Source organism: Bradyrhizobium sp. SZCCHNS1050 (assembly GCF_032484785.1).
Classification (GTDB): Bacteria; Pseudomonadota; Alphaproteobacteria; order Rhizobiales; family Xanthobacteraceae; genus Bradyrhizobium.
This window is the reverse complement of the sequence record NZ_JAUETR010000001.1, coordinates 288,021-301,915: the sequence shown is the minus strand read 5'-3', so window position 1 is coordinate 301,915 and position 13,895 is coordinate 288,021. Positions and strand designations below refer to the sequence as shown.

Here is a 13,895-nt window from a genome sequence, read left to right as displayed (position 1 = left end):
ACGCGCCGGACCCGACCTGCCTGTCAATCGACCGAGCCGTGCTTGAGCAGCTTGGGCGTGACGAACCTCAGGAGATGGCCGCGGGTGAAGCTGATATCGCCCCAATCGTCGGTGTCGAAATCGAGCACCGCGAGTCCCGCGGTCGGCATGTTGCGCATCAGCTCGTGGCGGGCCTCGGAATCGCCCTCGCCGGTCAGCGCCAGCGCCAGCTCGTGCATGCCCGGATTGTGTCCGACGAGCAGGAGCTGCTTCGGATCATGCGCTGCCGCGAGCCGGATGTGATGCAGCATCTGCATCGGCTCGGCGCCGTAGAGCTCGGGAACGGTCTCGACCTGCGGGGCCGGGACGCGGTCCTTCATTGCCGCAAGTGCGAGGTCCCAGGTCTGCTGCGCCCGAACCGCGGTCGAGACCAGCACCAGCTCCGGCGCGGGCGGGTGGCTGGCGATGAAATCGCCGATCATGGCGGCATCCTGGTGCCCGCGCTCGTCGAGACGGCGGTCCTGGTCGCGGCCGGTCGGCGCGTCAGTCTCGGTCTTGGCGTGGCGCAGCAGCATCAATCGGCGCATGGAATTCCGTCTCGAATCGTTCAGGCTGGGTCAGCCTGTACCACGTCTCTTTATCGCCATTAAAAGCGTCATGACGTCCGGCGCAGGGTTCGCTAAGAAAACGCCATGAGCGAGACTTCCACAAGCGTGAACGATGACGCGGATGCCGCAGGTGCACACGGCCGCACCAGGCTGAATTTCGACCTCGATGTCGACGTCTGCGTCGTCGGGGCGGGATTGGCCGGCTTGACGGTGGCGTTGTGCGCGGCCCGGCAGGGGGCGAGCGTCGCGGTGCTGGAAGGCCGCCAGGTCGGATGGAACGCATCCGGTCACATGATCGGGACGGTCATGCCCGGGTTCGACCTGCCGCTGCCGGATCTGATCGAGCGCGTCGGGCTCGCGCATGCCCGGGCGCTATGGGCGTTGTCCTGGTCCGGTGCCGAGTTCATCCGCGCCCAGGCCACCGCGGCGATGCCGGGCATCGGACTCAGCGAAGGCGCGCTCGAAGTCTCGAATGTCGACGCCGGCGACGCCTTGATCCGCCGCCTCCAGATGCTGCACGAGGATTTCGACACCGAGGTCGAGGGCTGGCAGGTCGAGCGCGTCAGGACCGAGCTCAAGACCGACCGCTACTTCCATGGCGTCCATTACCCCAAGGCGTTCCAACTCGACGGCCGCAGGTACGTTCACGCGCTGGCGCGGCTCGCGCACCGGGCCGGGGCAAGGATCTTCGAGGACACGCCGGTGGTCAGCATCGACGCGTCGGGCGTGCGCAAGCGCATCGTGACGCCGTCGGCGCGGATGCGCGCCTCGCACATCGTGCTGGCCGGCAACATCCATCTCGGCGCGCCGCTGCAGAAGCTATCCGATACGCTGTTGCCGGTGTGGCGCTATGGCGGCGTCACCGCGCCGCTCGGCGAGCGGCTGGCTGATGCGATCGCCTTCCGGGGCTCGGTCAGCGACACCGACGGCATCGATCATTTCCGCGTCGTCGACGGCGACCGGCTGATGTGGGCGAGCCCGGAGACGACCTGGGACGCCCGGCCCAGCGGATTTGCCGCGGCGCTGCAGCGCCGGATCCGCACGGTGTTCCCGCAACTCGGCCGCGTCGAGATCGCCGAGACCTTCGGCGGCGTCACCGGCCAGACCGTGCACGGCATGCCGCAGATCGGCCAGCTCCGCAAAGGCCTGTGGGTTGCGAGCGGCTTCGGCCGGCAGGGGCTCAACACCTCGGCGATGGCCGGGCAGTTGATCGCGCAGGCGATCCTCGCCGGCGACGACCGCTGGAAGCTGTTCTCGCCGTTCGAATTGGTCTGGGCCGGCGGCGTCAGCGGCCGGGTCGCCGGCCATGTCGTCAATCTGTGGATCCGGGGCCGCGCCGCCGCGGCCGGGACGCTGGCGCGGCACCGCGAGCGCGTCCGCGCGCAGGAGCGTGTGCGCGAGATCAGGGCGGCCGAAGCGCGGCGCCGGGCGGCCGAGCGGCCCGGCTCGCGGCTGCCGCTGCGGCCGCAGCCGTCCGATCTGAACCACCGTCCCGACGCCGGGGAGGGCTGACACCTCGCAAGAAAGTGAGCCGTCGCGCCCGCGCCCGACGTAACTTCGCGGGATCCCGTCCGTAGATCCGGTAACCCATCACCGCACGGAGACGTCCATGATCGACCGCCGCATGATGTTCACCACCGCCGCCGGACTGTTCGGCTTCTCCGCCCTGCGCTGGCTCGGCGGTTCCGCGCCGGCCCGCGCCGCCGAGAAGTTCGAGATCGAGAAGACCGAGGCCGAGTGGCGCGCGCAATTGACGCCGCAGCAATACGAGATCCTGCGCGAGGAGGGCACCGAGCGGCCCTGGACCAGCCCGCTGCTGAAGGAGCATCGCAAGGGCACCTTCGCCTGCGCCGGCTGCGACCTGCCGCTGTTCTCCTCCGACACCAAGTTCGACAGCGGCACCGGCTGGCCGAGCTTCTTCAAGCCGCTCGACAATGCCGTGGCGACCCGCCAGGACAAGACCTACGGCATGGTCCGCACCGAGGTGCATTGCCGCCGCTGCGGCGGCCATCTCGGCCATGTGTTCGACGACGGCCCCAAGCCGACCGGCCTGCGCTACTGCATGGACGGGCTCTCGCTCACGTTCCACCCGGCAAATCCGTCGTCGACCTGACAGGAATTTGCGCCAGGATATTCCGGCTCGTCCGTTCAAGGCTCGATGGGGGTCTTCAGGACGCGCCGGCAGCCGTGACGAGCGGCCGTGCCGGAGCGCGATTTGGCGCGTCCGGCCCGGCAAGAACTGCCGGCTCGGCAATTGTTCACCAGTTTTGACGCCGCTTTTTTTACGTTGTTGTTTTCCAACACGCTGATTTCACAGCATTTTCGCATCTGGCACAGCGATTGCGACAGCTCTCCACGAAACGCGGTGCGGGCCGACCCGCCACCGGCATCACAGTGGAGAGATTGGTATGGGTATCTTCGACGCGATGAACACTTCGGTGAGCGGTCTGTCCGCTCAATCATTCGCGCTGCAGAATATTTCCGGTAACATCGCGAACGCGTCGACCGTCGGCTACAAGGGAATCGGCACCAGCTTCGAAGACCTCATTCCCAACGCGACCAACCCGACGCGCCAGAATGCCGGCGGCGTCACGGCCTTCGCCAAGGCCACCATCACCACCCAGGGCACCGTCTCGACGTCCTCGGTCGCCACCAACATGGCGATCAACGGCGACGGCTTCTTCAACGTGCAGAAGGCCTCCTCGGTCGTCGATAACGTGCCGGTCTTCACCGGCGTCACCAACTACACCCGCCGCGGCGACTTCCAGCTCAACGCCAACGGCAACCTGATCAATGGCGCCGGCTATTACCTGATGGGTGTCGCGGTCGATCCGAAGACCGGCAACGCCACCGGCAACGTGCCGACCGTGCTGCAATTCGCCAACAATTTCGTGCCGGCGCAGGCGACCACCGCAATCCAGTACGCCGCCAACCTGCCGACGCAGCCGAAGACCGCCGCCAGCGGCAACGCTGCGACCGGCACGCTGGTCGCGGCCGGCGGCCTCAACTCGGCCGACCTCTCCAACGTGCCGCTGCCGGTCGGCACCAATTTCTACGCCGACTCCACCGTCACCGGCGCCACCGCCGTGAACAAGGTGCCGGCGCAGATCACGACCTCGACATTGTTGAGCGGCGCCAGCGGCGACTCGATCTCGAGCAATTTCACCACCGGCGACACCATCACCATGACCGGCAGCGCCGGCGACGTCGTCACCTTCACCTTCGTCGCCTCCGGCGCCTCGGGTACCCAGATCAATGTCGGCGACTCCGTCGGCACGCTGCTGGCGAAGATCGCGGCCGTCACCGGCGTGCAGCCGACCATCACCGCCGGCAAGATCACGCTGCATTCCGGCAGCGGCGAGGACTGGAACTTGAGCAGTGCCTCGCCGGGTTTCACCGCGCTCGGCCTCACGTCACCCGTGGCACTGACGCGCACGGCGAGTCCCGGCACCGGCATCGTGATCGGCAACGATCTCACCAACTTCAACAACGAGACGATCTCGGGCGGCGCGGTCACGGCCTACAATTCGTCGGGCACGCCGGTGAACGTGCAGCTGCGCTGGGGCAAGGTCGACAGCTCGACGCTCGGCACGGGCCACAAGGACACCTGGAACCTGTTCTACCAGACCAACTCCAGCGCCACTGGCTCGACCGTGGCCTGGCAGAACGTCGGCACCAATTTCACGTTCGCCTCCGACGGCTCGCTCGTGTCGCCGACGACCTCCAACATCTCCATTCCCAACGTCGTGGTCGACGGCACCACGCTCGGCACCGTCAGCCTCAACATCTCCTCGGGCGCGCTGACGCAATATGCGAGCACGATCGGCTCGGCGACGATCAACCAGATCAATCAGAACGGCTTCGCCGCCGGCCAGCTGCAGTCGGTCGCCGTCAACAACAGCGGCGTCGTCACCGGCACCTTCTCCAACGGCCAGACCATCAACCTGGCGCAGGTCACGCTGTCGCACTTCAACGGCACCAACTACCTGAAGGCGCTCGACGGCGGCGCCTACGAGGCGACCGACCAGTCCGGCCAGGCCATCATCGGCGCGACCGGCAAGATCTCGGGCGGCTCGCTGGAAGGCTCCAACACCGACATCGCCGACGAGTTCACCAAGCTGATCGTGACCCAGCAGGCCTATTCGGCCAACACCAAGGTGATCACGACGGCCAATTCGATGGTGCAGGATCTTCTGAACGTGCTGCGCTGATCGCGCTGAGACGTGGCAGTTGAATTGACATAAGGCTACCGAACATGGGTTTGAGTTCTGCCCTCGCCACCGCGATGTCCGGCCTGCGCTCGACGCAGGCCGCGCTCTCGATCATCTCATCGAACGTCGCCAACGCGAACACGCCCGGCTACGTCGCGCAGAACCCGAACCAGATCGAGGTCGCCAGCGGCGGCTTCGGCTCGACGGTGACGACGACGGGCGTCAACCGTCAGCTCGACTTGTTCGTCCAGAACCAGCTCCGCACCGAGACCTCGGGTGGGACCTATGCCAATCAGATGGCCAACATCCTGAGCCAGCTGCAGACCGTGTACGGTACGCCCGGCGGCAGCGGCACGCTCGAGACGGCGCTGAACAATTTCACCACGGCGCTGCAGTCGCTGTCGAACAATCCGAGCAACCAGTCGGCGCAGTCGGTGGCGCTGTCGGCGGCGCAGGGCGTGGCGCTGCAGCTCAACGCGACCACCAAGGGCATCCAGACCCTGCGCACCAATGTCGAGCAGGACATCGGCAATTCGGTCACGCAGGCCAACGCGGCGATCAAGCAGATCGCGACGCTCAACACGCAGCTGCAGGGCCTCGACAGCTCCGACCCGCTGGCGGCGACCCTGCAGGACCAGCGCGACAACGCGATCAACACGCTTGCCAAATATGTCGACATCCGCGTCGTGTCGGATCCGACCAACGGCACGAGCGTGTTCACCAATTCGGGCATCCAGCTGGTCGGCGCAGGCCTCAGCTCCGAGTTCACCTTCTCGTCGCCGGGGACGCTCGACGCCACCTCGCTCTACAACAGCGATCCGACCAAGACCGGCGTCGGGCAGCTCAACATCAAGCTGTCGAACGGCGTGTCGCTCGACGTCGTGTCGAACAATCTCCTGAACTCGGGTCAGATCGCGGCCGACCTCAAGCTGCGCGACCAGACCCTGGTGCAGGCGCAGACCCAGGTCGACCAGCTCGCGGCGACGATGGCCTCGGCGCTGTCCGACAAGACCACGGCGGGTACCGCGGTGGCGGGACCTCCGGCCGGCTTCGACGTCTCGACCAGCGGGCTGCTGGCGGGCAACACCATCAACCTGACCTACACGGATTCGAGCAACGTCCAGCGCCAGGTCAAGATCGTCAACGTCAACGATCCCGCGGCGCTGCCGCTGAAGAACGCCTCCGGCGCCAACCCGTCCTATGTCGGCGTCGACTTCTCGCTCGGCATGGCCTCGGTGGTGTCGCAGCTCAACAGCGCGCTCGGTGGCGCGCATCTGCAGTTTTCCAATCCCTCCGGCACCACGCTGCGGATCACCGATGACGGCACCAGCCAGGCGGCGGTCAAGGCGGCCTCGGCCACCACCACCGTGCAGACGCTCGCCAGCGGCAACGCGCAACTGCCGGTTTTCACTGACGGCGGTGCGCTCTACACCGGTGCGATCACCTCGACCGGCTCGCAGATGACGGGGCTCGCGGGGCGGCTCAACGTCAACCCGGCATTGCTGAACGATCCGACCAAGCTGTCGACCTATTCGACCTCGCCGCAGACCGCGGCCGGCGACGCGACGCGACCGGACTTCCTGTTCGCGCAGCTCACCTCGGCGACCTTCAGCTACTCGCCAACCACCGGCCTCGGCTCGGCGGCGCAGCCATTCCAGGGCACGGTGTCCGGCTATCTGCAGCAGTTCGTCAGCCAGCAGGGCAGTGCCTCGACGCTGGCGACCCAGCTCAGCCAGGGCCAGGCCGTCGTGGTCAGCACGCTGAAGGAGAAGTTCCAGGGCACGGCGGGGGTCAACATGGACAGCGAGATGTCCAACCTGATCCAGGTCCAGAACACCTATGCGGCCAACGCCCATATCATGTCGGTCGTGCAAAGCATGATGCAGAGCCTGCTCCAGGCATTTTAGTGAGGCGCGTGTAAGATGTCGATCAGCAGTGTCAACTACGGAAATTCTCTGCTCGGCCTGTCCGTGCGGAACATCTCGAACCAGCTCGCGGACCTTTCCACGCAGCTCTCGAGCGGCGTCAAGGCGAACAACTACGCCGGCATGGGCCCCGACGAAGGCTTCGCGATCGCGGCGCGGGCGCAGCTCTCGAACATCTCGGCCTTCACGCTGACGATGACCCACGTCAATACCGTGATCGGCGCGGTCAATACCTCGCTGCAGTCGCTGTCCAAGATTCATGACCAGGTCCAGAGTGGCGCCTCGGCGACGCCGCAGAACCTGACCAGCACCGGCCAGACCACGGGACAATTGACGGCGCTGTCCAACCTGTCGGCCATCACCGGCATCCTCAACACCCAGGTCGGCGATCGCTACATCTTCTCCGGCAGCGCCACCGACCGGCCGGCGATCGCATCGGCCGACGACATCCTGAACGGCACCACGACGCAGGCCGGCCTGAAGCAGGTCATCGCCGAGCGGCAGCAGGCCGATCTCGGGCTCAACGGTCTCGGGCGTCTGAACCTGTCGGCGTCGGCCACGATGCCGATCACGCTGGCGGAGGACGTCGCCGGCTCGCCGTTCGGCTTCAAGCTGAGCGGCGTCACCTCGTCGCTGACCAATGCCACGGTGACCGGACCGTCCGGCTCGCCCCCGGGCATCTCGGTCGATCTCACCGCCGGCAATCCGAATGCGGGCGACCAGATCAGCTTCACCTTCAAGCTGCCCGACGGCACCTCGGAATCGATCAAGCTGACGGCGTCCACCACGACGCCGGCGCCGACCAATACGTTCGCCATCGGCGCCACGCCGGCGGCCACCTCCGCCAATCTCAATGCGGCGCTCAACACGGCGCTGTCGACGCTGGCCAACACCTCGCTGACCGCCGCCTCGGCGGTCGTCGCCGGTGACAACTTCTTCAACACGGCGAGCGCCGTGTCGGGAACGGTGGTCAACAACAAGCTCGCAACGCCGGCGCCGATCACGGGAGCGACGCTGCTGTCGGGCGGGGCGGGCTCCGACTCGATCGCGACCAGCTTTGCGACCGGCGACACCATCACGGTCAATGGGCAGACGCTGACCTTCGTCGCCTCCGGCGCCAACGGCAACAACCAGATCAATGTCGGCGACAGCGTGCAGACGCTGCTGTCGAAGATCGATACGCTCAGCGGCACGTCGACGCCGTCGACGGTCAGCGGCGGCGTGATCACCTTGCGCACCAACGACGCCGCCGGCTTCTCGGTGTCGAGCTCGAACGCGGGTGCGTTCGGGGCGCTCGGCTTCTCCGGCACCGTGACGGCGCCGACGCCGCCGTTGCGCGTCTCCGGCTCGCCGCTGGGGTCGGCGACCAGCCTCGTCAACGGTTCGGCCAACACCGTCGCCTGGTACACCGGCAACAGCGGTCCCGGCTCGGCGCGGTCGAGCGCGAGCATCCGGATCGACACGGCGCAGAGCATTCAGTTCGGCGCCCAGGGCAACGAGTTCGCGATCCGCAACCTCGTGCAGCAGACCGCGGTCTATGCCGCCGTCAACACGCCGCCAGCGGGAGCAAATGCTCCGCAGCAGATCGGTGCGCTCAGCCAGCGCATCGCCGCCAACCTGACGCCGCAGCTCGGCCAGCAGGCGATCTCGGATATCCAGACCGAGTTCGCCAACGCCCAGACCACGATGAAGGACGCCACGGCGCGCCAGACCCAGGCCAAGGCGGCGATGCAGGCCATGGTCGACCAGACCGAGGGCATCTCGCAGCAGGAGGTGGCGAGCCAGATCCTGCAGCTGCAGACCAACCTCCAGGCGTCCTACCAGACGACGGCGATGCTGGCCCAGTTGACGCTGGTGAAATATCTGTAGCGCCCCGGGGGCGGCGGTTAGGTTTTCGTTAACCACGTCTCTTTAGCTTTTGTTCAGATCTGGGGCGAGAGCCTCTTTGTCTGGAGGCGGACGTGAGTGACGGAACCGACGAGCGCATTCATCTGGTGGTCGCGACACCATGCTTCGGCGGCCAGGTGTCGAGCATCTATGCGAGCTCGATCTTCGCCCTGCAGCGCGAGTTGCGCGCCGCGTCCAACGTCGACCTCACCGTCCACATGCGCGACGGCGATGCGCTGATCACCCGTGCCAGGGCCAATCTCGTTACCCTGTTCCTCAACGATCCCTCGGCCACGCATCTGCTCTTCGTCGATGCCGACATCGGCTTCACGCCGAAGCAGGTGTTCCGGCTGATCGCGTCCGGCGGCGACATGGTCGCCGGCGTCTATCCGGTCAAGAAGGTCAACTGGAACAAGGCGCGCCGCGCCATCAATTCCAACCGCATGGACGTGCCGGCGGCATCGCTCGACTACGTGCTGGAGATCGACAATCCGGACCACGTTGCGGTGGTCAACGGCTTCACCCGCGTGCGCTATGCCGGCGCCGGCTTCCTGATGGTCCGCCGCCGCGTCATCGAGACGATGATCGCGCATCCGGCCTACGCCCCGCTGCAGTTCTTCCGCGAGCATTCGCAGGATGCGCTGGCCGGCAGTCCGAACCGCTTCGCGCTGTTCGAATGCATGATCGACCCGGCGACCGGGACCTATCTCAGCGAGGATTTCGCGTTCTGCAGGCGATGGACCGATCTCGGCGGCGAGATCTGGGCCGATCTCGACAGCCGGCTCGATCACGTCGGTCCGTCCGTGTTTCACGGCAATGTCGCCTCGCAATTCGCGTCGGCGGTGGCGGTTCCCACCGCCGCCGCGGCCGACGCAGCCTGACGATCCGCGCGATGACCCCGGCGGTAACCCGGTCGCAGATATCCCAATCATCCCGGATCGACCGGCGCGAGCAGGGCGCCGCGACCGGACTGCGCGATCTCTTTGCCTTGCTCGGCGATCTCCTGATCGATGGCGGCGATACCCGCCTGGCGCTCGATCGCCCCTGGGGCCGCAACGTCTATGGCTGCGGGCCGTCGCCCGAACCCGATGTGCTGTGCTTCGCATCGAGCACGGCTTCGCCGATTTCAGAACGCGCCTATGCGCGCGTCGAGCTGGCGCGCGAGCAGCTGATGCATGCGGCGATCTCGCTCGGCCTCGACGCCGCGCTCGACCGGCGCACCGAGGAGATGCGCTGCGAATTGCGCGGATATCTCGGCCTTGCCGACGAGATCGACATCGTGTTCTCGCCGTCCGGCACCGACTCGCAACTGCATGCGCTGGCGCTGGTGCGGGCGGTGCTGGGCGAGGCCGTCACGAGCATCGTCGTCGGCAGCGACCAGACCGGAAGCGGCACCGCCGCGAGCGCCCGGGGACACCATTTCAGCACGCGGACGGCGAACGGTCTGGCGGTGCGGACGAACACGCCGATCGAGGGGCTCTCGGGCGACGCCGTGTCGCTGCCGCTGCTCGACGGCGCATCGATGCAGCCGCGCGTTGCTATCGATGCCGAGATGCTCGACAGCGTCGAGGCGCTGGTGCGAAGGGGCCGTGGCGTCCTGCTGCAGGTCATGGATTCCTCCAAGCTCGGCTGGCGCGCGCCGGACATGGCCTGCCTGGGCGAGGTGGCGCGGCGCTGGCCGGGGCGCGTGCAGGTTGTCGTCGATGCCTGCCAGATGCGGCTCGGCGCGGCGCGGCTGCGCGATCATCTCGAACGCGGCCATCTGGTGCTCGTCACGGGCTCGAAGTTCTTCGGCGGCCCCGCCTTCAGCGGCGCGCTGCTGGTGCCCGCGGCCGCATCGGCTGCGCTGCGCCGCGGACATCCGATCGCGCCCGGCCTGTTCGACTATGTCAATCGCAGCGATTGGCCGCTCGCCTGGACGGATCTGCGCGCGCGCACGGCGCCGCGCGCCAATATCGGCCAGTGGCTGCGCTGGGAGGCCGCGCTGGAGGAGATCGCCGCGTATCACGCCGTGCCCGAGACGTTCCGCCGGATGGCGATCCGGCAGCTCGGCGAGTCCATCGAAAGCCTGCTGATGCTGTCGCCGGTGCTGCGTCCGATCGCCGCCCGCGCGCCTGCGCCGGATGGGAGCGATGGCGAGTTCGGCTTTCCCACCATCTTCCCGTTCGCGCTCCAGCGTGACGGCGGCCCGCTCGGCCTCGGTGAGACGCAGGCGGTGTATCGCGCGCTGCAGCGCGATCTCGGCAGCCGCTTCACTGGACGCGCAGCCGAGATTGCCGCGCGCCAGTGCCTGATCGGCCAGCCGGTGCGGATCGAACGCGCGGGCGAGGCGCAGTCGGCCGCGCTGCGGCTGTGCATCGGCGCGCGCCAGGTGACGGACGCATGGTGCGACGACGTCACCGCGGCCCGGGTCAATCTCGAATCCGACATCGACCGCGTCGCCGACATCGTTGCCAAAACAGAGCTGCTCGTATCGGATCTGAGCAGCCAGGATCTCAGGGACATCTGCAATGCCGACTGATTTGCTCGCGCTGGCCGACGCCACCGACGCAGGATGTGCCGACCGGATCGGCATGGCCAAGCTCGCCAAGGCCGCCTTCGACGGCCAGGACCTGAAACCGATGTGGGCCGCCTTGCTCGCCAAGCTGCTCGACGGCCGCGCGGAGCCGGGCGAGGGGCTCGATCTCGCGCTGATCGCGCAGCTCATCGGCGAGAAATCGTCCGGGCTCGCGATCCAGCACGACGTTCTGCAGTCGCAGCAGCTCTACCGCGTTGCCTGCAACAGCGCGACGCCGCGGCTGCGCGTGCTCGCGCTCGCGGCGGCCACCGACATGGGCAGCAACACGCCGATCGAATTCCTGCTCGAGGACACCGACTTCGAGCTGCTGCTGCTCTATGTCGTTCCGGGCGCGGACCTGCTGGCGCCTTTGCCCGCTCATGACGTCGCCATCGTCATCGCGTCCGATTCCGAGGATTGTCAGCACGCGCTGCGCGAGATCGATGCCGTCGCGGCGCGCTGGCCGCGTCCGCTGCTGAATCCGCCGGAGCGGATCTGGCATCTCGATCGCGACAAGCTGCATGCGCGGCTCGCCGGCATCGACGGGCTCACCATTCCGGCGACCATTCCCGTCGACCGCGAGCGCCTGATCGGGATCGCCGACGAGCGCGAATGGATCACGGACGTCGACCACTCGCTCGTCTTCCCGGTCATCGTGCGGCCGCGCGGTTCGCATGCCGGCGTCGGCCTGGAGAAGGTCGACGAGCCGCTCGAGCTGTCGCTCTATCTCGACGAGCGCAGCGAGCAGGAGTTCTTCGTCTCGCGCTTCGTCGACTATGCCAGCGAGGACGGTCAGTTCCGCAAGTACCGCATCGTGTTCGTCGACGGCACGGCCTACGCCTGCCACATGGCGATCGCGCGACGCTGGGACATCTGGTACCTCAACGCCAACATGGCCGGCAGCGAGAGCAAGCGCCTCGAAGAGGCGACCTTCATGCAGACCTTCGACATCGGCTTCGGCCGCCGTCATCGCAGCGTGCTCGATGCGATCGCCGCGCGCGTCGGTCTCGACTATTTCATCATCGACTGCGCCGAGACCAGGGACGGCACGCTGCTGGTGTTCGAGGCCGACAATACGGCCGTCGTCCACAACATGGATTCGCCGGAGGTCTTCCCCTACAAGCCGCCGCAGATGCAGAAGATCTTCGCGGCCTTCGCGGCCATGATCGAGAAGCGCGCCACGTCGCGGGCGGAGCAGGCGGCGTGACCGTCGGGCTGCGCATCGATCCTGCGTCGCGGACGGCGGAGACGCTCGATCCGCAACATTGGGACGAGATGCGCGCGCTCGGTCATCGCATGCTCGATGACATGATCGACTATGTCGCCGATATCCGCGACCGGCCGGTGTGGCAGCCGATGTCGCCGGCGACACGGCAGAGCTTCCGCAGCGCGCTGCCGCATGCGCCGACCGATCTCGCCGAGGTCTATCGCGATTTCAGCGAGCTCGTCGTTCCCTACGCGACCGGCAACGTGCATCCTGGATTCATGGGCTGGGTGCATGGCGGCGGCACCGTGGTCGGCATGCTCGCCGAGATGCTGGCTGCCGGATTGAACGCCAATCTCGGCGGCCGCGACCACGCGCCGATCGAGGTCGAGCGGCAGGTCGTCGACTGGACGCGTCAGTTGTTCGGCTTTCCGGCAAGCGCCAGCGGCATCTTCGTCACCGGCACCTCGATGGCCAATCTGATGGCGGTGCTGGTCGCTCGCCGCAACGCGCTCGGCGCGGCGGTTCGCTCGGCGGGTCTCGGTGAGGAGGGGCGGCGCTTGCGCGCCTACACGTCGAAGGCGGCGCATGGCTGCATCGCCAAGGCGATGGACATCTGCGGACTGGGCAGCGACGCGCTCGGCTGCATCGCGGTGGATGCCGCACATCGCATCGACGTCGGCGAGCTGCGGACCGCGATCGCGCGCGATCGCGCCGCGGGACTGCATCCGTTTCTCGTCGTCGCCTCGGCGGGCACCGTCGATATCGGCGCCATCGACGACCTCGCTGATATTTCCGAGCTCTGCCGTGCCGAGGGGCTCTGGTTTCACGTCGACGGCGCCTTCGGTGCGCTTGCGATGCTGTCAGCGGAGCTCGCACCGAAGCTCGCCGGCATCGAACAGGCGGATTCGATTGCGCTGGATTTTCACAAATGGGGGCAGGTGCCCTACGATGCGGGCTTCCTGCTGGTGCGCGATGGCACCAAGCATCGCGACGCCTTCGCCTCGCCGGCCGCCTATCTGCGCCGGGAAACCCGTGGTCTCGCGGCGGGCGCCGAGTGGCCCTGCGATCTCGGTCCTGATCTGTCGCGCGGCTTCCGGGCGTTGAAGACATGGTTCACGCTGAGGACGTTCGGCACGGATGCGCTCGGCGCCGTGATCGCGCGAAGCTGCGAGCTCGCGCGCCATCTGGAGGCGCGGGTGCGCGCCGAGCCCGAGCTCGAGCTGCTGGCGCCGGTCAATCTCAACATCGTCTGCTTCCGCTATCGTGCCGACGATGCCGATGCACTCAACGGCGAGATCGTCGCCGACATCCACGAATCCGGCCTCGCCGCGCCGTCGACCACGATGCTCGACGGACGGCTGGCGATCCGTGCCGCGATCGTCAATCATCGCACCGGGACGAGCGACATCGACCGGCTGATTGCGGCGGTCCTCATGTTCGGCCGCCAGCGCGCGGCCGGTCTCACGCCGTTGATCGAGGTCGATGCGCCGCCGCTGGCGCTCTGAGCGCAAACCGTATCTC

General features: G+C 67.3%; 10 protein-coding genes. 9 read left to right on the top strand and 1 reads right to left on the bottom strand.

The features are described 5' to 3' along the window. Positions 1-23 precede the first annotated feature (23 nt). Positions 24-566, bottom strand: coding sequence for a histidine phosphatase family protein (locus QX094_RS01365; RefSeq protein WP_315768218.1), 543 nt, complete (start codon positions 564-566; stop codon positions 24-26). 105 nt (positions 567-671) lie between these two features. Between QX094_RS01365 and QX094_RS01360 the strand changes: the two genes are divergently transcribed. The 9 genes from QX094_RS01360 (at position 672) to QX094_RS01320 (ending at position 13,879) form a co-directional block, all read left to right on the top strand. Beyond that, a complete protein-coding gene (locus tag QX094_RS01360; RefSeq protein ID WP_316175783.1) occupies positions 672-2,099 on the top strand; it encodes an FAD-binding oxidoreductase in 1,428 nt (475 codons plus the stop codon). A 97-nt stretch (positions 2,100-2,196) separates the two neighbouring features. After that, positions 2,197-2,700, top strand: a complete 504-nt coding sequence (gene msrB / locus QX094_RS01355; protein WP_316175782.1) for a peptide-methionine (R)-S-oxide reductase MsrB — start codon at positions 2,197-2,199, stop codon at positions 2,698-2,700. A gap of 295 nt (positions 2,701-2,995) precedes the next feature. After that, positions 2,996-4,798, top strand: a complete 1,803-nt coding sequence (locus tag QX094_RS01350) for a flagellar hook-basal body complex protein (protein WP_315712671.1) — start codon at positions 2,996-2,998, stop codon at positions 4,796-4,798. A gap of 44 nt (positions 4,799-4,842) precedes the next feature. Continuing rightward, positions 4,843-6,705 (top strand): flagellar hook-associated protein FlgK, encoded by a 1,863-nt coding sequence (flgK, locus tag QX094_RS01345; RefSeq protein ID WP_315753154.1) that lies wholly within the window; start codon positions 4,843-4,845, stop codon positions 6,703-6,705. A 15-nt stretch (positions 6,706-6,720) separates the two neighbouring features. Continuing rightward, complete coding sequence (locus QX094_RS01340; protein WP_316187530.1) at positions 6,721-8,592, top strand: flagellar protein; 1,872 nt, start codon at positions 6,721-6,723, stop codon at positions 8,590-8,592. Positions 8,593-8,684: 92 nt separating this feature from the next. Beyond that, positions 8,685-9,491, top strand: coding sequence for a hypothetical protein (locus QX094_RS01335; protein ID WP_316187529.1), 807 nt, complete (start codon positions 8,685-8,687; stop codon positions 9,489-9,491). Between the two features lie 11 nt (positions 9,492-9,502). Next, a complete protein-coding gene (locus QX094_RS01330; protein WP_316187528.1) occupies positions 9,503-11,131 on the top strand; it encodes a hypothetical protein in 1,629 nt (542 codons plus the stop codon). A 52-nt stretch (positions 11,132-11,183) separates the two neighbouring features. Next, positions 11,184-12,374 carry a hypothetical protein gene (locus QX094_RS01325; RefSeq protein WP_315713621.1) on the top strand — a complete coding sequence of 397 codons (1,191 nt, stop codon included), beginning with the start codon at positions 11,184-11,186 and terminating at the stop codon, positions 12,372-12,374. Positions 12,375-12,442: 68 nt separating this feature from the next. Continuing rightward, positions 12,443-13,879: an aspartate aminotransferase family protein gene (locus tag QX094_RS01320; RefSeq protein WP_316188188.1), complete on the top strand. Its 1,437-nt coding sequence runs from the start codon at positions 12,443-12,445 to the stop codon at positions 13,877-13,879. Positions 13,880-13,895: the final 16 nt, after the last annotated feature.

Coding starts and splice junctions, on each gene's coding strand:
- QX094_RS01340 (WP_316187530.1), top strand. CDS start 6,721: ATGTCGATCAGCAGTGTCAACTACGGAAATTCTCTGCTCGGCCTGTCC.
- QX094_RS01330 (WP_316187528.1), top strand. CDS start 9,503: ATGACCCCGGCGGTAACCCGGTCGCAGATATCCCAATCATCCCGGATC.
- msrB (WP_316175782.1), top strand. CDS start 2,197: ATGATCGACCGCCGCATGATGTTCACCACCGCCGCCGGACTGTTCGGC.
- QX094_RS01360 (WP_316175783.1), top strand. CDS start 672: ATGAGCGAGACTTCCACAAGCGTGAACGATGACGCGGATGCCGCAGGT.
- QX094_RS01320 (WP_316188188.1), top strand. CDS start 12,443: ATGCGCGCGCTCGGTCATCGCATGCTCGATGACATGATCGACTATGTC.
- QX094_RS01350 (WP_315712671.1), top strand. CDS start 2,996: ATGGGTATCTTCGACGCGATGAACACTTCGGTGAGCGGTCTGTCCGCT.
- flgK (WP_315753154.1), top strand. CDS start 4,843: ATGGGTTTGAGTTCTGCCCTCGCCACCGCGATGTCCGGCCTGCGCTCG.
- QX094_RS01325 (WP_315713621.1), top strand. CDS start 11,184: ATGGCCAAGCTCGCCAAGGCCGCCTTCGACGGCCAGGACCTGAAACCG.
- QX094_RS01365 (WP_315768218.1), bottom strand. CDS start 566: ATGCGCCGATTGATGCTGCTGCGCCACGCCAAGACCGAGACTGACGCG.